General features: G+C 57.5%; 16 protein-coding genes, 1 rRNA gene and 1 pseudogene. 8 read left to right on the forward strand and 10 right to left on the reverse strand.

All coding sequences use genetic code 11. The features are described 5' to 3' along the window. Nucleotide 1 precedes the first annotated feature (1 nt). A 5S ribosomal RNA gene (gene rrf / locus G6041_RS18540) occupies nt 2-117 on the forward strand. 125 nt (nt 118-242) lie between these two features. Here the strand turns inward: rrf and G6041_RS18545 are convergent. After that, a pseudogene (locus G6041_RS18545) lies at nt 243-464 on the reverse strand (molybdopterin-guanine dinucleotide biosynthesis protein MobB); the annotation flags it as partial. A 247-nt stretch (nt 465-711) separates the two neighbouring features. Between G6041_RS18545 and G6041_RS18550 the strand changes: the two are divergent. Beyond that, the gene (locus tag G6041_RS18550; protein WP_041460403.1) at nt 712-1,179 is read left to right on the forward strand and encodes a helix-turn-helix domain-containing protein; all 468 of its coding nucleotides are present in this window, start codon (nt 712-714) and stop codon (nt 1,177-1,179) included. Between the two features lie 41 nt (nt 1,180-1,220). Here the strand turns inward: G6041_RS18550 and G6041_RS18555 are convergent, their stop codons facing one another. Further along, nucleotides 1,221-3,014, reverse strand: coding sequence for a thiamine pyrophosphate-requiring protein (locus G6041_RS18555; RefSeq protein ID WP_041460404.1), 1,794 nt, complete (start codon nt 3,012-3,014; stop codon nt 1,221-1,223). Between the two features lie 158 nt (nt 3,015-3,172). Here G6041_RS18555 and G6041_RS18560 point away from each other — a divergent pair, with 158 nt between their 5' ends. Together G6041_RS18560 and G6041_RS18565 are read left to right on the forward strand one after the other, a co-directional pair. Next, complete coding sequence (locus G6041_RS18560) at nt 3,173-3,628, forward strand: DUF4385 domain-containing protein (RefSeq protein WP_012124012.1); 456 nt, start codon at nt 3,173-3,175, stop codon at nt 3,626-3,628. 117 nt (nt 3,629-3,745) lie between these two features. Then, on the forward strand, nt 3,746-5,047 hold the full coding sequence (locus G6041_RS18565) for an MFS transporter (protein WP_012124013.1): 1,302 nt from the start codon (nt 3,746-3,748) through the stop codon (nt 5,045-5,047). Here G6041_RS18565 and G6041_RS18570 read toward each other — a convergent pair. The 5 genes from G6041_RS18570 to trxC all read right to left on the reverse strand — a co-directional run bounded on the left by G6041_RS18570 (nt 5,044) and on the right by trxC (nt 10,785). Beyond that, nucleotides 5,044-5,367, reverse strand: coding sequence for a YfiM family lipoprotein (locus G6041_RS18570; RefSeq protein WP_041460687.1), 324 nt, complete (start codon nt 5,365-5,367; stop codon nt 5,044-5,046). The two genes, G6041_RS18565 and G6041_RS18570, sit on opposite strands and share 4 nt — an antisense overlap. A 53-nt stretch (nt 5,368-5,420) precedes the next feature. Continuing rightward, the gene (gene pssA, locus G6041_RS18575) at nt 5,421-6,776 is read right to left on the reverse strand and encodes a CDP-diacylglycerol--serine O-phosphatidyltransferase (RefSeq protein ID WP_004386364.1); all 1,356 of its coding nucleotides are present in this window, start codon (nt 6,774-6,776) and stop codon (nt 5,421-5,423) included. A gap of 112 nt (nt 6,777-6,888) precedes the next feature. After that, nucleotides 6,889-9,549 (reverse strand): bifunctional acetate--CoA ligase family protein/GNAT family N-acetyltransferase, encoded by a 2,661-nt coding sequence (locus tag G6041_RS18580; protein ID WP_041460405.1) that lies wholly within the window; start codon nt 9,547-9,549, stop codon nt 6,889-6,891. Between the two features lie 33 nt (nt 9,550-9,582). Then, nucleotides 9,583-10,284 (reverse strand): tRNA-uridine aminocarboxypropyltransferase, encoded by a 702-nt coding sequence (locus G6041_RS18585; RefSeq protein WP_007870112.1) that lies wholly within the window; start codon nt 10,282-10,284, stop codon nt 9,583-9,585. 69 nt (nt 10,285-10,353) lie between these two features. Further along, entirely contained in the window at nt 10,354-10,785 is a 432-nt protein-coding gene (trxC, locus tag G6041_RS18590) for a thioredoxin TrxC (RefSeq protein ID WP_007851786.1), read from the reverse strand. Between the two features lie 209 nt (nt 10,786-10,994). On the opposite strand from trxC, the gene G6041_RS18595 reads away from it, so the two are divergent. Then, nucleotides 10,995-12,056, forward strand: coding sequence for a tRNA/rRNA methyltransferase (locus G6041_RS18595; protein ID WP_041460406.1), 1,062 nt, complete (start codon nt 10,995-10,997; stop codon nt 12,054-12,056). A gap of 57 nt (nt 12,057-12,113) precedes the next feature. On the opposite strand, the gene ung is transcribed toward G6041_RS18595, so the two are convergent. Next, nucleotides 12,114-12,803 carry a uracil-DNA glycosylase gene (gene ung, locus G6041_RS18600; protein WP_014728269.1) on the reverse strand — a complete coding sequence of 230 codons (690 nt, stop codon included), beginning with the start codon at nt 12,801-12,803 and terminating at the stop codon, nt 12,114-12,116. Between the two features lie 306 nt (nt 12,804-13,109). Here ung and grcA point away from each other — a divergent pair, with 306 nt between their 5' ends. Further along, nucleotides 13,110-13,493, forward strand: a complete 384-nt coding sequence (gene grcA / locus G6041_RS18605) for an autonomous glycyl radical cofactor GrcA (protein ID WP_004387369.1) — start codon at nt 13,110-13,112, stop codon at nt 13,491-13,493. 75 nt (nt 13,494-13,568) lie between these two features. Here the strand turns inward: grcA and srmB are convergent, their stop codons facing one another. Next, nucleotides 13,569-14,903 (reverse strand): ATP-dependent RNA helicase SrmB, encoded by a 1,335-nt coding sequence (srmB, locus tag G6041_RS18610; protein ID WP_007870105.1) that lies wholly within the window; start codon nt 14,901-14,903, stop codon nt 13,569-13,571. A gap of 128 nt (nt 14,904-15,031) precedes the next feature. On the opposite strand from srmB, the gene trmN reads away from it, so the two are divergent. After that, on the forward strand, nt 15,032-15,769 hold the full coding sequence (gene trmN, locus G6041_RS18615; protein ID WP_041460407.1) for a tRNA(1)(Val) (adenine(37)-N(6))-methyltransferase TrmN: 738 nt from the start codon (nt 15,032-15,034) through the stop codon (nt 15,767-15,769). Here trmN and nadB read toward each other — a convergent pair. Next, entirely contained in the window at nt 15,754-17,373 is a 1,620-nt protein-coding gene (nadB, locus tag G6041_RS18620; RefSeq protein WP_004387372.1) for an L-aspartate oxidase, read from the reverse strand. The two genes, trmN and nadB, sit on opposite strands and share 16 nt — an antisense overlap. A gap of 424 nt (nt 17,374-17,797) precedes the next feature. On the opposite strand from nadB, the gene rpoE reads away from it, so the two are divergent. Further along, complete coding sequence (gene rpoE / locus G6041_RS18625; protein ID WP_004387373.1) at nt 17,798-18,373, forward strand: RNA polymerase sigma factor RpoE; 576 nt, start codon at nt 17,798-17,800, stop codon at nt 18,371-18,373. Nucleotides 18,374-18,386: the final 13 nt, after the last annotated feature.

Raw genomic sequence — 18,386 nt, forward strand, 5'->3', positions numbered from 1 at the left:
GCCTGGCGGCTGTAGCGCGGTGGTCCCACCTGACCCCATGCCGAACTCAGAAGTGAAACGCCGTAGCGCCGATGGTAGTGTGGGGCCTCCCCATGCGAGAGTAGGGAACTGCCAGGCATCAAATAAAGAACCCCTCAGCACCGCTGAGGGGTTTTTGCTTTTGCGCGTGACAGAAAAACAGCGCCACCGGAAAAGTGTCCCCTCTTTTTTATACGCCTCATCCTCTGTCCGTACTGAATCCCTTACGAGCGCTGCGCCGCCAGCCAGTCAGCGATAAACGCCGCCACCTGCGCGGGCTCGTTGATATCCAGCACAGGTAATTCCGCCTCAGATAACGGTCTGTCACTGGCAATGGCGATAACATGATCATCCGGCGTCAGTTCTTCAACGTCCCGCCCGGCCCCCTCCCGGAACAGCATGATTTTCGCTACCGCCTCGTGTTTAAACCCTTTCACCAGAATCAAGCTTCGCAACAGAACACCGACGCTACGCACATCAGGGTTGCTACATTAAATTCATCCATACCCCGCTTACAAAAAGCCCCGATCTTGCTCAACCTGCGGTCACGTCATATTCTGATTTTCAGCCTATGAAGCTATGTCAGCAGCGTGTCGCCTTACTGTCGTGTCTCTGTCAGGCCCGTGTCGTGGCGGTTTTTACCAGCAGAGCGAAATACTGTCTGCCACATTTCTCATAAAGAAGGTCACAGTTATGCAAACCGAAAACCGCATCCGCGCGCTTCGCCTCGCTCGCGCCTGGTCTCAGGAACAACTGGCAGAACTCTCCTCGGTCAGCGTTCGCACTATTCAGCGCATAGAAAAAGGGGAGCCGCCCTCGCTCGAAACGTTAAGCGCGCTGGCCGCTGTTTTTGAAACGCGCGTAGAAGAATTAACGGGCGCGCCGCTACAGGCTGCGGGCCCGCTGGATGAAGCGGTGTCCACTGCCCGCAGACGTCTGGATGAGGAGCGGCACTTTTATCGCAGCCTATCCACTGCGGTGGTGGTTTGCGTTGGGCTTTTCCTGATTAACCGTTTTACATCGCCGGAAAGTCACTGGTCATTATGGGTGATGCTCATTTGGGGTGGATTACTGGTAGTGAAAGGCCTGCGTTTATTCTTACTACGGGGCTGGATTGAACAATGGCAGCAGCAGCGGCTGCAAAAATTACTGCGCAAGTAAGAGAAAAGGCTCCTCAGCTTGCCTGAGGAGCCGACGCGTTACTATTTTTTACCCGGCAGGACGGTATTCATCACCTGATGCGCGGTATCCGCAATCACCTTACCCGCCGATTTATCGCCTTTCGCCATGGATGATATAAACCCTTTCGCCTGGGCGAAGCTAATATGCGGTGGCAGCGGTGCCACTTCCGGATCGGTTTTCACTTCCAGTACGACCGGACGATCGGCCGCCAGCGCCTGCTGCCAGGCGGCCTGAAGTTCTTCCGGCGAATCTACATAAATCCCTTTCAGCCCGATTGATTCCGCAAACTGCGCATAGGGCACGTCCGGAACATCCTGCGTCGCGGTAAAGCGCGGGTTGCCTTCCATAATGCGCTGCTCCCACGTTACCTGATTCAGATCCTGGTTATTAAATACGCAGACGATCAACCGCGGATCGGACCAACGCTGCCAGTATTTCTGGATGGTAATCAGCTCCGCGAGGTTATTCATCTGCATCGCGCCATCGCCCACCAGCGCCACGACGGGTTTTTCCGGGAAAGCAAATTTCGCGGCAATGGCATATGGCACCGCCGCGCCCATACACGCCAGACCGCCCGAGAGAGACGCCCGCTGGCCCTGCTTCACTCTGTAATCCCGCGCAAACCAGTTGGCGCACGAGCCGGAATCTGAGGTGACAATCGCGTTATCCGGCAGCAATGGCGACATCTCCCACACCACGCGCTGCGGGTTGACCGGCGTCGCTTTCGCCATTGCACGTTCTTCGATTTTCTCCCACCACGCTTTGACGGAAACCGCGATTTTCTCCTGCCAGCTGCGGTCCTCTTTACGCTTGAGCAGAGGAAGCAGCGCCTGTAACGTGCTCACGGCATCGCCATGCAGATTCACTTCTGTCGGGTAACGCAGGCCGAGCATAGATGCGTCCAGATCTATTTGAACCGCCCGCGCCTGGCCTTCTTTCGGCAGGAATTCCGTCCACGGGAAGCCGGTGCCAATCATCAGGAGCGTATCGCAGCCCTGCATCAGATCCCACGACGGCTCGGTGCCAAGCAGGCCAATACAGCCCGTCACAAACGGCGCATCATCCGGCAATACATCTTTGCCAAGCAACGCTTTAGCAACACCCGCACCGAGCAGGTTTGCCGCCTGTACCACTTCCACCGCCGCTTCGCGCGCACCCGCGCCTATCAGGATCGCGACTTTTTTGCCGTCGTTAAGAATATCCGCGGCGCGCTGAAGATCGTACTGATGCGGGATCACGTGCGGGCGCTGATAGCCGGGCCCGGAATGCGTGAAGCCATGCGCGTGCTGCGGCTCCTGCCAGGGCTCATCCTGAAGATCTTTGGGCAGGATCAGCACCGTCACGCCATTATTCGCTTTCGCGATTCGCACGCCGCGATCCACCAGATGACGCAACTGCGCAGGCGTTGCCGCCTCCTGAACAAAGCTCGCCACATCGCTGAATACGCGATCGAGATTCAGTTCCTGCTGATAGGTCGCGCCCCGGGCGGTGGTTTCCGCCTGGCCTGCAATCGCGATAACCGGCATATGATCCATCTGCGCGTCATACAGGCCAGTCAGCAGATGCGTGGCACCCGGCCCGCCAGTTGAGAGGCAAACACCCGGCTCGCCCGTAAATTTCGCATGGCCACAGGCCATAAATGCCGCCATCTCTTCATGGCGCACCTGGATAAACTCAATGCCGTCGCCGGCTTTATCGGCGCGCTGCAACGCGCCCAGAACGCCGTTAATGCCGTCGCCGGGGTAGCCGTAAATCCGGGTTACGCCCCACGCTTTGAGTCGTTCTACAAAAAAATCGCTCGTTTTTTTGGTCATTATCGTGCCTCGCATCAGGTGAGTGTGCGCATAGATCCTGAGCTGCGCTCGAAAAGCTAACCTGTTGAAGGGTAGTCCACTTCATAGAGGTAAGCGAAAAGCGGGAGTTCTCTGAAGCCTGCTATGGTTATACGAAACGCATTACAGGAGGCATTATCGTGGCCACAAAGCCTTTTGATTATCAGCAGGACTTCGACAGCATCGACTTTCGCGCGCACCCGGAACGGTATCAGGTCGGGCGTGGCGAACAGGGCGTCTTATTGGTTGAGCCGTATAAAAGCGAAATCCTCCCGTACTGGCGCTATAAAGACGAAGAGAGCGCCAACGCCTCGGCGGAAAAGATTTATGAGTTATTCGAGGCATACCGTGAAAAGGACGATTTTGTCGGTATGGATATGGCGCGCAAGTTTATTCAGATGGGGTATACCCGCGCGCGTCGTTACGCCAACTATAAAGGCGGCAAAAAGTATGATGCCGATCGTAACCTGAATCCGCGCGGCAACGATCCGACTAAAGCGGCGGCGGCAAAAGTCTTTAAAGGGTGGTGGGATCGCATCCGGGCAGATGAAGATTATCTGCGGCGTAAAAAAGCCCATCAGGAAAAGTGGGGCTAACGACGCGTAAATTCCCCGCCTCCTCACGGAAATGCTATTAACATATAATTAACATGATATTTTATAGCCTGCTAATTGCCCCGGAGTACAAGCCGCGGATTTAAAAAGGAGAGAGACATGACCGAAGTTACCGCCCGGACAGATAAACCGTCACTGACTTCCAGCGATACCCGCCGACGTGTCTGGGCGATTGTCGGTGCCTCGTCTGGCAACCTCGTCGAGTGGTTTGATTTCTACGTCTACTCCTTTTGTTCGCTCTACTTCGCGCATATCTTTTTCCCCTCTGACAATAGCACCACACAGCTTCTGCAAACGGCAGGCATCTTCGCCGCAGGCTTTCTGATGCGCCCTATCGGCGGCTGGCTCTTTGGTTACATCGCCGATAAACATGGCCGTAAAACCTCCATGCTGATTTCTGTCTGTATGATGTGTTTCGGCTCGCTGGTCATTGCCTGTCTGCCGGGTTACGCAGTGATTGGCACCTGGGCACCGCTGCTGTTACTTGTGGCGCGCCTGTTCCAGGGGCTGTCGGTCGGGGGAGAATATGGCACCAGCGCGACTTACATGAGCGAAGTGGCTATCGAAGGGCGCAAAGGCTTTTATGCGTCATTCCAGTACGTGACGCTTATCGGCGGGCAGTTAATGGCGCTGCTGGTTGTCGTCGTGCTGCAACAGATTTTGTCAGATGACGCTCTGCGCGCCTGGGGCTGGCGCATTCCCTTCGCGCTGGGCGCGGTGCTGGCGGTGGTGGCGCTGTGGCTGCGTCGCTCGCTTGATGAAACCTCGCAGCAGGAGACGCGCGCGCTGAAAGAGGCGGGCTCGCTGAAAGGTCTCTGGCGCAACCGTCGGGCGTTCATCATGGTCCTCGGGTTTACCGCCGCCGGTTCGCTGAGTTTTTATACGTTTACGACCTATATGCAGAAATATCTCGTCAACACGGCGGGAATGCATGCGAATACCGCGAGTATGGTGATGACCGCCGCACTCTTCGCATTTATGCTGCTGCAACCGTTCTTCGGGGCGCTGTCGGATAAAATTGGCCGTCGCAGTTCGATGCTCTGCTTCAGCGCGCTTGCCACGCTCTGTACCGTGCCGATCCTGATGGAGCTGCAAAATGTCAGCTCGCCGCTGGCGGCATTCGGGCTGGTGATGCTCGCACTGCTGATTGTCAGCTTCTATACCTCGATAAGCGGCATTGTGAAGGCGGAGATGTTCCCGGCGCAGGTGCGCGCGCTGGGCGTCGGTCTCTCTTACGCGGTTGCCAACGCGCTCTTTGGCGGCTCGGCGGAATATGTGGCGCTGTCGCTGAAATCGCTGGGTTCAGAAACGGCGTTTTTCTGGTATGTCTCGGCGATGGGTGCCGTCGCGTTTCTGGTTTCGCTGAAGCTTCACCGCAAAGGAAAAGGCATGCGGCTTTAATGCTCCGCCATTTGCCAGACTGCGTAACCAGCGCTGGCACCCGCTATGTCCCACGCCAGATCTTTCCAGCTCCAGCCGCTCCCCGCCGGGCGGCTGTCCCAGAGTTCTTTCGTCGCGCCAAGGGAAACCGAAAACATCAGCCCGAACGCGGCGGACCGATCCGGGGAATGCCCTTGCCGCTGGGCGTATTCATTCCCGGCGGCAGCGAGCAGCGCTGAGCCTAAAAAGTGCTGGGCTTTATCTTGGCCTGCCCAGTTGTCCTGCGCCATATGGCTACAACCGGTAAGTGTGACAACTAACGAAAGCAGAAAGGCGCGCATAGCGTTCTCCATAAAAAAGCCCTGCATGGCAGGGCTTCGTTAAGCGACAGGCGTCAGAGAATGCGGCTAATCAGCCGGTCGATACGGATACGGCGCAGGCGGCGGATAAGCTTGCGCACTTTTACCGGGTAATCGGCGATGCTTTGCAGGTCGCGATAGTGTTTTACCACCGTGGTATGGGTGCGGATTTCGGCAAGTTCACGCTGGCGCAGGGAAGCCAGTTGCTGCTTCGGATCGTGGATAAGAATCGCGTTTTCCAGATCGAGACGCCAGGCGCGCGGGTTAAGGTTGTTGCCGGTCAGCAGCATCCATTCATTGTCGACCCACATGCCTTTCAGGTGATAGCTGTTATCACCATCTTTCCACAGACGCACCACCAGTTGATCGGTGTTGACGTAATACTGCAGACGGCTTAAGAAACGGCGCAGGTTGATCTCATAGAGATAAGGCAGCGCGCCGATGATCTTAAACGGCTGATCTTCCGGAATATAGAAGTCGTTCGCCGTTTTATCGCCGACGATGATTTCCACTTTTTTGCCGTCGCGCAGAAGCTGGATGATATTACGCACCAGCACCGCGGGCAGGTTAAAGTACGGCGTACAGATGACCAGCTTCTCTTCCGCGCAGGGCATCAGGTGAAAAATGGCTTTATTCAGCGGGCTCGATTTGCCAAGCCCCACCAGCGGCGTCACAGCCAGCTGATCGTTATCGGCATCGCCCTGAAAATGGTACGCGGCATCGCGCAGCAGATGGCGGAACTGGCGGATGTCGTTTTTGATTTCCGGGCTTTTTGGACGGTTCGGATCGTCGAGACGATTCACCGCATGGCCATTCATTAACTGCGTGCGCACCCAGTCAAACATCACGTCGGCAAGCTTCGCGTTACGGATGCAATGGTAGCGGTCATAGCGATATTTATCGTGCTGGTGCAGATACACGTCGTTCAGGCTCGCGCCGCTGTAGAGCACGCAATCATCGATGATAAAGCCTTTGAAATGCAGCACGCCCAGCGCCTCGCGGGTATTCACCGGCACGCCGTAGACCGGCACGCTGACGTCCGGGTTTTCCTGCGCCATGCGGCAATACCAGTCGGCGTTAGTGTTCGAGGCTTCCACGCCGATGCGTCCGCGCTGCGCGCGATGCCAGTCCACCAGGACGCTGACGTCAAGCTCCGGGCGTTGACGCTTGGCTTCATAAAGTGCCGACAACACGCCTTTGCCGCCATCGTCCTGCTCAAGATAGAGCGCGATGATGCAGATACGCGTGGTCGCCGTCGCTATCTTTTCCAGGAGCTGTTTGCGGAAATCGGCGGGCGCGAAACAGAACGCGACATCATCAACTGACTGAGAAAGCTTCGGTAGTTGGGCAAGGTGTTGTTGATGTTTGTTGCGTTTAAATTTTGACAACATCACAGTGCATATCTTCTCTGAAGTGGATGGTCTTCTGTGCAATGCAGACGACGGAAGCGGACGATAATACCATTACTGTCCAAAAAAGTGGTCAACATTTCCAGTACCTTACTCACGAATCGACGGGTTTTGCCAGCGCCAGGCTCAGGGCAACGATGCCTTCATCCAGCTGAATATCGACGCTAAAGCCAAGCTTGCGGGCCAGCGCCACCATCCCCTGGTTATGCGGCATGGTAATGCCATTCAGCCGCGATAAACCATGATCGCGCGTGTAGGCTATCAATTTTTCCAGCAGCCGACGCCCGAGGCCGAGGCCTTTCAGATCGGATCTGACAAGGACCGCGAACTCGGCGTCGATATTATCCGGATCGGAAATGGCGCGGGTAACGCCGATAATTTCCTCACTGCCTGTCTGCTGACGTACCGCCACAAAAGCCATTTCTCGATCGTAGTCGATCTGGGTCATATTGGCTAAATCATCATGGGTAAATTCATTGATCTCGCTAAAGTAACGGTAATAAAGATCTTCTTTCGTCACCTGCGAGATAAAGCGTTGTAGCTGGGGTTCATCTTCGGGAAGAATAGGGCGGAACAGGCAGCGCTCGCCGTTTTTCAGCGTCACCCACTCCTCTAAACGGTGCGGATAGGGGCGAACCGCCAGCCGCGCGTCTGCATCACCGCTAAAGGGCGCAAGCTGCATCGTGACGTCCAGCGCCGTAAAATCGCTGCCCGAAGCAAGCAGCGGATGAATATCCAGACGCGCGATTTCCGGGCAATCCACTACCAGGTTAGACACCTGCACCAGCAGCTCGCTTAAGCCTGCGATATCCAGGGGACGCAGCGCGCTACGCCCGCGAATTTTGCCGCTTTTGATGGCCTGAATCACCAGATAACGCGCCAGATTCATGTTCAGCGGCGGCAGCGCGACGGCGGCCTGCGCCTCAGGACGCCACTCGACGCCGCCTTCGCCCAGCATAATCAGCGGCCCGAAGACCGGGTCGTGCTCAACCACCACCCGCAGCTCCTGCGCGCCTGCGCGGTTCGCCATGCTCTGCACCAGCAGACCGTGAATGCGCGCCTGCGGCCAGGTCATTTTCACCCGGTCAAGCATCGCGTCCGCCGCGCGCTGCACTTCGTGGGCGGTGCGCAGATAAAGCATCACCCCCTGAACTTCAGATTTATGCGGAATATCCGGCGAGCGCAGCTTCAGCGCCACCGGATAGCCAATCTCCCCCGCGATATGCACCGCCTCGGCGCTGTCGCCCGCTATCCATGTCGGCAGCGTGTGCAGGCCATAGGCTTCCAGTATCGGGCGCACTTCATGGGTATCGAGCTGCGTCACGCCTTCGGCGCACGCCTGCTGCAACAACTGGTGCGCCTGGGCGGTATCCGCCGGGAGCGTGGCGGGCAGCGCCGGGGTTTCCCGCAGCTGTTTCTGGTTGCGGCGATATTCCACCATATGCATAAACGCGGTGACTGCGCCTTCCGGCGTGCGATAGGTGGGAATACCCGCTTCGCTGAAAAGATGACGCGCCTCCTGGGAAGAAAACTCGCCGCCCCAGTTGGTAATCAGCGTCACGTACTTGCCGCGCGGGTGGCGGTTAAAGAGATCGATCAGCGCGCGGGCGCTCTCGCTGCCGGGCGCGGCGGCGCTTGGCGAGTGGATAACCATCAGCGCGTCGAAATCATGGCTGTCCAGCAGCGCTTCGATCGCTTTCAGATACCGCGCGGGCGTGGCGTCATCGCGCAGGTCGAGCGGGTTGTCGGCGTGGATGCCTTCCGGCAACTGCTGCTGCAGCCGCGTCAGCATGGCGTCATCGAGCGTGGCGAGTTTTCCCTGTCGCCGCCAGAGTTCGTCCAGCGCCAGCGCGGCAGGGGCGGCGCCGTTGCTGACAATCATCAGTCGCTCGCCGCGCAGCGGGCGCATATGGCTTAAGGTTTCCACCGCCGAGAACAGCTCATGAGTGTCCTGTACGCGCAGCAGACCGGCGCGCTGGATTGCCGCATCCCAGGCTGTGTCCAGCCCGGCGTGGGTATTCAGCAGACGGCGCGCGCTGGGGCTGCGTCCGCTCTTGATGACCAGAATAGGTTTATTGCGCGAGGCGCTACGGGCGGCGGAGACAAAGCGCCGGGCGTCGCTCAGGTGCTCCAGGTAGAGCAGAATGGCGCTGGTTTTACTGTCGCGGGCCAGGTAATCGAGCAGTTCATCGACGTCGATATCCGGGCTGTCGCCCAGCGCGATAAACCAGGAGAAGCCGAGCTGGCGCTGCTGCGCCCAGTCGAGAATGGTGTTAGAGACGGCGGCGGACTGCGAAATAAACGCGAGCTTGCCTTTGCGGATCGGCACCGGCGAGAAACTGGCGTTCAGACCCTGCCACGGCGCCAGCAGCCCCAGGCTGTTCGGGCCGAGCAGGCGCATCTGAAAGCGCGCCGCGCAAGCCAGCAGTTCGGCATGTTGTTCCGGGGGCGATGAGAGCACCAGGCAGGTTTTACAGCCTTTTTCGCCAAGCGCCTCCAGCAGCGCCAGGTTGCGCTTTGCGTGGGTACACAGCACCGCGAGATCGGGCGTAAACGGCAGGCTTGCGACATCCGGCCAGGCCAGCACGCCGCAAACCGCTTTCCAGGCGGGCGTCACCGGCAGAACCGGCCCGCTAAAACCGCCCGCCAGCAGATTGCGCATCATCAGAAAACCGGCTCTGTCGGGTTTCATCGACGCGCCGATGACGGCGATGGATTTGGGACGTAACAGCGCTTCCAGGCCACGTTGGCTCATCATTTCCTCCGGCGTCGAAGTGACCTGATGATTTTAAACGCTTTCTGCCTGCGCTGCTGTGACGCTGCCCTGATGATGTGGTTTACCGGCCAGATAGCGCTCGCGAAACAGCGCAAAGTGATCGCTTAATCCCTGCGCCGCCGCGGTATCGCCCGCGCCGTCCAGCAGTGCTATCGCCACTTCCGCCGTACAGTACTGCCCGTCGGCGTGCGCTTCGCGCAGCTGATAGGCCGATACCCGCGTTAAATCCACCGACATCACCGGCAGCGCGTCAAGATAAGGGCTTTTGCGAAACATTTTGCGCGCTTCGGTCCAGGTGCCGTCGAGCATAATAAAAAGCGGCGGCTTGCCGGTACGCGGCGGGGCAGTCAGCACGTCGCGTCCGGCATCGGCGTAAGACGCCGGAAACACCACCACAGGCTGATAGTCAGGGTTTGCCACGAGTTCAAGAAGCGCTGCGGGCGGCTCGGTGCGCGACCACTGAAACGCCTCCGTATCAGGCAGAATATCGGCGATAAGCCTGCCGGTATTGCTGGGCTTCATCGGCTCGGTATCAAACATCACCAGACAGAAACGGCTGCGGGCCGGTTGCGGTTGCAGCGTGTCGCATAAGCAGTGGCGTAACGGCAGCAGGCAACGCTGGCAGCGCTTAATGCGGTTACCACGGGCGAGAAAAGGGCGGGTGGCGCGAGCCAGGCGCTCGGCGCGCAGGCGAAGGACGGCGTTTTCAGTCATGGGAAGTCGGCAAAAACGCCATTGTCGCAGAGGGAATCGTGGGGCACAAGACGCGCCCCGCGGCAGACGTTATACGGCTTCGTTCGTCGCTTCGTTCAGCCAGGTATCGAACGGCGCTTTTGGCACGGCGCCGTTGAGCATATCCACCAGCTGTCCGTTTTTGAACATCATGATGGTCGGGATGCTGCGAATGCGAAAACGCGCGCTCAGCTCCGGCTCGGCCTCGGTGTTCACTTTTACAAAGCGTATTTTGCCGCTGCGCTCTTCGGCGACATCTTCAAAGATCGGCGCAAAGCTACGGCACGGGCCGCACCACGGCGCCCAGAAATCAATCACTACCGGCAGGTCATCTTTAAGCAGCTGATCCAGCGTTTCGCTGGTGGCGTTAATCACATCGCCGTCAAACAGCGCGTGGCCACAGCGGCCGCACTTCGCGCCGTCTTCAATACGCTCTTCATCCACGCGATTGACAGTCTGGCAAGCGGCACAAACGGTATTCATAGCTAACCTCTGGGTTGCAGGTGACAGAAACCGACGCGGAAACGTCGGCTATGTTTCGATAATGTTATTCAGTATCTGCAAGAATGTTTCGAGGCTCAAACCGTTTTATCCAATGAGTACAATAGTTATTAGCTTTTGCGCGAAAGAATGGCTAAGCGCGGACACATCGGGTAATCTGCGCGCTTCGCGCAGCGCAGGTGGAGAAAGACATGAACGACGAATTTAAAGGCAAGAGCGGCAAGGTCAAAGTGATGTATGTCCGCAGTGATGAAAATACGGACAAACGCAGCTCAAACCCGCGTACCGGAAAAGGCGGCGGTCGTCCCGCTGGCAACGGTAAACCGGAAGGCGGTCGTCGTGCTGCGCGCAGTGACAGACCGTCTGACCGTGAACGCAGCCGTGGCCGGGACCGCGACAGCGACCGTGAGGCGTCCCCATGGCGCACCGTTTCCCGCGCGCCGGGTGCTGAAGCGCCAGCGAAGCCGGATCATGGCGGCATCAGTGGCAAAAGTTTTATCGATCCGGAAGTGCTGCGCCGTCAGCGCGCCGAAGAGACCCGCGTCTATGGCGAAAACGCCTGTCAGGCGCTGTTCCAGAGCCGTCCGGAATCTATCGTTCGCGCCTGGTTTATCCAGAGCGTGACCCCGCGCTTTAAAGAAGCGCTGCGCTGGATGGCGGCGAACCGCAAAGCGTATCACGTGGTGGATGACGCGGAGCTCACCAAAGCCTCCGGCACCGAGCATCACGGCGGCGTCTGCTTCCTGATTAAAAAACGCAGCGGCGCGAGCGTTGACCAGTGGCTGAGTAAAGCGGGCGATGAAGATTGCGTGCTGGCGCTGGAAGATGTGGGCAACCCGCATAACCTCGGCGCTATTGTGCGCAGCTGCGCGCACTTCGGCGTGAAAGGCGTGGTCGTGCAGGATGCCTCCCTGCTGGAATCCGGCGCGGCGGTGCGTACCGCAGAAGGCGGTGCCGAGCATGTCGAGCCGATCACCGGCGACAGCTTCAGCGACGCGCTGGCGCAGTTCCGCGCTGCCGGTTATGCCATTGTGACCACCTCCAGCCATAAAGGTACGCCGCTCTTTAAAGCGACGCTGCCGAAGAAAATGGTGCTGGTGCTGGGTCAGGAGAGCGAAGGTATTTCTGAAGCGACGCAGGCGAATGCCGATTTAAGCCTCTCCATCGACGGCACCGGCAATGTAGAAAGCCTGAACGTTTCTGTCGCGACCGGCGTTCTGCTCGCCGAGTGGTGGCGTCAGAATAAAGCGTAAAAAAACGCCAGCGTAAGGCTGGCGTGATAAACGTTAAAACCTCCTGCGGGAGGTTTTTTATTGGGCGTTTTCCGGCAGAACGGGCATCCAGTCGATGGGCGCTTCGCCACGGCTTTCCAGATACTGATTTGTTTTGACGAAATGACCGCAGCCGAAGAAACCGCGATGCGCGGAGAGCGGCGACGGGTGCGGCGCCTGCAACACATGGTGGCGGTTGCGGTCGATAATCGCGCCTTTTTTCTGCGCATGCGAGCCCCACAGCAGAAACACCACGCCTTCACGATGTTCGTTAATCAGCGAGATCACTTTATCGGTGAACGTCTCCCAGCCCAGATTGGCGTGCGAATGCGCTTTGCCGGCCTGTACCGTCAACACAGTATTAAGCAGCATCACGCCCTGGCGCGCCCAGCTTTCTAAATAACCGTGAGAAGGGCGGGTGAAACCCGGCACCGATTGCTCCAGCTCTTTATACATGTTCACCAGCGATGGCGGCGGCGCGACGCCCGGACGCACCGAAAAGGCGAGACCATGCGCTTGCCCCGGCCCGTGGTAAGGATCCTGGCCCAGGATCACCACTTTCACATCGCCAAGCTCGGTAAAGCGGAACGCGTTAAACACCTCTTTCTGCGGCGGATAGATGGTGACGCCTGCTTCACGCTCGGCAGCGACAGTGGTCAGGATCTTTTTGAAGTAAGGCTTTTCTTTTTCATCAGCCAGCACATCGTGCCAGGTCAGTTTATCGGTCATCTCGCTCTCCTGCGATTTTCTGTTTCCTAAGCTTAACGCCTTATTTCCGAAGAACAAAACCGGGACGTCCATGACGCAGGTTTACAAAATTCCCGAAGGATCAGGACGGGGCTAAGTTGATGTAAAGCAATTCCTTTATGTTATACCCACATTCATAGAGTGGTTTATTTTGATTTAAATCAAAGAATGACCGCCCTTTGGTGGTATATAAAACAATAAGACAACATTGGTTTTACCAATTAGCCAGCCGCCTGTTCTGACGCCTGCTGGCTGAACGCATCAAACTCGCCCACAGGGAGGCAACTTATGATCACAGGTATCCAGATTACTAAAGCCGCAAACGACAGTCTGCTGAACTCTTTCTGGCTGCTCGATAACGAAAAAGGTGAAGCACGCTGCGTCTGCGCCAAAGCCGGTTTCAATGAAGATGACATCGTGCCGGTGAGCCAGCTTGGCCAGTTCGAATACCGTGAAATTCCAATGGAAATCAAACCGGAAGTGCGTGTGGAAGGCGGTCAGCACCTGAACGTGAACGTACTGCGTCGTGAAACGCTGGAAGATGCCGTTAAGCACCCGGAAAAATATCCGCAGCTGACTATCCGTGTTTCCGGTTACGCCGTACGTTTTAACTCGCTGACCCCGGAACAGCAGCGCGACGTGATTGCCCGTACCTTTACCGAAAGCCTGTAAGTTCAGGCGCTCGTTCACCGGCGGCGCGCCGTCGGGTAAAACAAAAACCGCCAGCATCTGCTGGCGGTTTTTTTATCACTCTGCCTTATCGGATGACGCTGTCGCGTTACCGCTCGGCTTACGGCGTTTGCCGATATTTTTGGTGTCGCGGTGACGTTTTTTCACGCGCGGCTTCTCTTTTTCTTTCTCTTTTTTCTTCTCTTCGCGTTTCGCGAGCGCTTTTTTGGACGGTTTGCCGGTGAGCTTTTCACTCGGCGCGCGCGTGGTCGGACGCAGCTCGTCAATCACGCGGGCTTTCAGCGGCTCGTTGAGGTAGCGGCCCACTTTGCCCAGCAGCAGGTGGTCGTGCGCTTCAACCAGCGAAATCGCGGTGCCTTTACGCCCTGCGCGGCCGGTACGGCCAATGCGGTGCAGATAGGTGTCGGCGGTGCGCGGCATGTCATAGTTAAAGACATGGCTGACATCCGGAATATCAATCCCACGAGCGGCCACATCGGTGGCGATAAGCACATTAACGCGGCCGTCGGTCAGACGTTTAATCGCCTCGTTACGCTTTACCTGCACCATTTCGCCTTCGAGATAGCAGTTATTGATGCCCGCTTCACGCAGCCAGTTCGCCAGCTCATGCACACGCTCGCGTTTACGCACAAACACGATGGAGCGGGTGGCTTCCGGCTGCTTAAGCAGATGCACCAGCAGCGCGGTTTTGTGTTCGATGTTATCGGCGCGGTAATACCACTGGTGGATCTTTTTGCGCTCGCGCGTGGAGGGCGTCGCAGAGACTTCCACCGGCTCTTCCAGCAGGCGTTCGGCGAAATCTTTAATCGCGTCGCCTTCAAGCGTGGCGGAGAACAGCAAAGTCTGTTTGCGCCAGCGGGTTTCACCCGCGATGGTTTCGATATCCTGCGCGAAGCCCATATCCAGCATACGGTCGGCTTCATCAAGGATGAGGGTTTCCACCGCGCGGCAGTCGAAGTTTTCTTCTTTAATGTATTGCAGCAGACGACCCGTCGTGGCGACAACGATATCCTGGTTTTCGCTGAAGACTTCCGCGTGGTTCATATAAGCCACACCGCCGGTGATCGTGGCGATATCCAGATGCGTATGCTTTGCCAGTTCGCGCGCATGCTCTGCAACCTGCATCGCCAGTTCGCGGGTCGGGGTCAGGATAAGAATGCGCGGCGGCCCCGATTTTTTGCGAGGGAAGTCGAGCAGATGCTGCAACGCCGGCAACAGATAAGCTGCCGTTTTACCGGTGCCTGTTGGCGCAGAACCGAGCACATCACGCCCGTCGAGCGCAGGCGGAATGGCGGCCGCCTGGATAGCGGTCGGGCGGGTGAAGCCTTTTTCCTGGAGCGCGTCCAGCAGGCTGTCATCTAGTTCAAGTTCGGAAAAAGTGGTTACAGTCATTTTCTACCTCAGTGTGGGGCGCAGATTATAGACGTTCAGCGCCCAATGTTCATCCCTTTCCCGGCTTCTCCTTTTCCCCGGCGGCGCTTTCGCCTATGCTACAGCGGTTTTGTTACCAGGTCTTAAAGATGTCGCAGCCAAAAACCCCGTTACGCCGCAATGGTTTTACCTTCAAACAATTTTTTGTCGCGCACGACCGCTGTGCGATGAAAGTCGGTACTGATGGCATTCTGCTCGGGGCGTGGGCGCCGGTCGCAAAAGCGCAGCGCGTGCTGGATATCGGGGCGGGCAGCGGTTTGCTGACGCTGATGCTGGCGCAGCGCACGGAGGATACCGTGACGCTGGATGCCGTCGAGCTTGACGCCCAGGCCGCAGAGCAGGCGCGTGAAAACATTGATGCCTCGCCGTGGGCGGCGCGGATTCAGGTGCATAGCGCCGATATTCAGACCTGGACGCAGCAGCAGACGCAACGCTACGAGCTTATCGTCAGCAATCCACCTTATTATGACAAAGGCGTCGCCTGCGCCACGCCCGCCCGTGAACAGGCGCGCTACACCACAACGCTCGATCACGGAACGCTGCTCGCCTGTGCGGCACAGTTAATTACGGAAGAGGGGTTCTTCTGCGTGGTGTTGCCGGAAAGCAGCGGCGAAGCGTTTAGCCGTCTGGCCGGCGAACAAGGCTGGCATTTGCGGCTACGCACCGATGTGGCCGAAAATGCAGGAAAACTGCCGCACCGGGTGCTGCTGGCGTTTTCCCCATCGCCTGGCGAATGCTTCTGTGATGATTTACTGATCCGCGGGCCGGATCAGCACTATTCACCGGCCTATTGTGCGCTCACGGAAGCTTTCTACCTGTTTATGTGAACCAGCGGGGCGAGCACCGACGGCCCGGATTCCGGCAACGTTTCCGGGTAATCCAGCGTGTAGTGCAGCCCGCGGCTCTCTTTGCGCATCATGGCGCAGCGGACGATAAGCTCCGCCACCTGAACCAGATTACGCAACTCCAGCAGGTTATTGGAGACGCGGAAGTTGGCGTAATACTCTTCTATCTCCTGCTGTAACATCGTAATGCGCCGCAGCGCGCGCTCCAGACGTTTGGTGGTGCGCACGATGCCCACGTAATCCCACATAAACAGGCGCAGCTCATGCCAGTTATGCTGCAATACCACCAGTTCGTCCGGGTGCTCCACGCGGCTTTCGTCCCAGGCGGGCAGGGTTTTGACCTCGCGCGCATAGGGCAGGCGCAGCCGGATATCTTCCGCCGCCGACCAGCCGTAAACCAGACACTCCAGCAGCGAATTCGAGGCCATACGATTCGCGCCGTGCAACCCGGTGTAGGTCACCTCGCCGATAGCGTAAAGCCCGTCGACGTCGGTGCGTCCGTGCTCATCGACCATCACGCCGCCGCAGGTGTAGTGCGCCGCGGGCACCACCGGCACCGGTTCTCGGGTGAGATCGATGCCAAGCCCCAGTAGCTTTTCATAAATCGTTGGGAAGTGCTGGCGGACAAACGCCTCCGGTTTGTGGCTGATGTCGAGATACATGCAGTCGGCGCCGAGACGTTTCATTTCATGGTCAATGGCGCGCGCCACGATATCGCGCGGTGCCAGTTCGGCGCGCTCGTCAAACTCCGGCATAAAGCGGGTGCCGTCAGGGCGTTTAAGATAAGCCCCTTCGCCACGCAGCGCTTCGGTCAGCAGGAAATTGCGCGCCTGCGGATGAAACAGGGCGGTTGGATGGAACTGATTGAATTCGAGATTCGCGACGCGACAACCGGCGCGCCAGGCCATCGCGATGCCGTCGCCCGAGGCGATATCCGGGTTGGTGGTGTACTGATAGACTTTTGACGCGCCGCCGGTGGCAAGCACCACAGCTTTCGCGCGACAGGTTTCCACTTCTTCTTTATTGCGGTTCCAGATCCAGGCACCCACCACGCGGCGCGTGCCCGGCAGACCGATTTTATCAGAGATAATCAAATCCACGGCGTTATGACGCTCAAGAATGCGGATGTTCGGATGGCTTAACGCTTTATCTATCAGCGTCGTGGCGACAGCCTTACCGGTGGCGTCCGCCGCATGCAGAATGCGGCGGTGGCTGTGGCCGCCTTCACGCGTGAGGTGGTAGCTCTCTTCGCCGTTCGACTGCACTTCAGTGTCAAACAGCACGCCCTGATCGATAAGCCACTGCACGCAGTGGCGGGCGTTGCTGGCGACAAACTCGACGGCGCTGCGATCGCACAGGCCAGCGCCTGCAATCAGCGTGTCTTCTACGTGCGAGGCGATGCTGTCGGTTTCGTCAAAAACCGCGGCTATACCGCCCTGGGCATAAAAGGTGGAGCCTTCGCTCAACGGACCTTTGCTCAATACTATCACCTGGCTATGTTCCGCCAGGCGCAGCGCCAGTGAAAGGCCGGCGGCACCGCTGCCGACAATCAGCACATCACAGTGAAGTTCAGGTGTCTTATTCATTGTCGTGTTTAATTTACTAAACAAGGTTTGGCCAGCATAGCACCGTAATGCGAAATCAAACACGCTTTTTTTAATCTGCGTTGTAAACGCTAAACACGAGAGAGAGATTCTGACTTAACGCATAACCGCATACTCAAAACGCTGCGTACCGCCGCGCATCCTCAGGATTTAAAGGTGAAAAAATGGTGGTGTTGCGTTACCCTGCAAGCGGTCTGTGCAACAAAATACAGCCCTGGCAGGCCGTTATTCAGATTGTGAACATATAATGAGTAGAACTGGCGTTCGCCATTGCCGCACAAAAACAAAGGCGTAACGGAACTTTCCGGGCAACCGGCGCTCTAAGCTTCTGCTTGCTCACAGTGCAGAGTTCGGGTGGCATTTCGATTACGCGTGGAAATTCAGGTTTGGGGAGACATTACCTCGGATGAGCGAGCAGTTAACGGATCAGGTCCTTGTCGAACGGGTCCAGAAGGGAGATCAGAAAGCCTTTAACTTACTGGTCATTCGCTACCAGCATAAAGTGGCGAATCTGGTGTCCCGCTATGTCCCCTCAGGCGACGTCTCTGATGTTGTTCAGGAATCTTTTGTTAAAGCCTGGCGCGCGTTTGATTCTTTTCGCGGCGACAGCGCGTTTTATACCTGGCTCTACCGTATCGCCGTGAATACGGCAAAAAACTATTTAGTCGCTCAGGGCCGTCGCCCGCCGTCCAGTGATGTGGACGCCAACGAGGCGGAAAATTTCGAAAGTGGCGGCGCGTTGAAAGAAATTTCGAACCCAGAGAACTTAATGTTGTCTGAGGAACTGAGACAGATTGTATTCCGTACCATAGAGTCACTCCCGGAAGATTTACGCATGGCAATTACGTTGCGGGAGCTGGATGGCCTGAGCTATGAAGAGATAGCGGCTATTATGGATTGCCCGGTCGGTACGGTACGCTCCCGCATTTTCCGTGCGCGGGAAGCCATTGATAATAAAGTTCAACCGCTTATCAGGCGTTGACGATAGCGGGATA

It is taken from the genome of Cronobacter sp. HA18003 (assembly GCF_011605905.1).
Lineage (GTDB): Bacteria > Pseudomonadota > Gammaproteobacteria > Enterobacterales > Enterobacteriaceae > Cronobacter > Cronobacter sakazakii.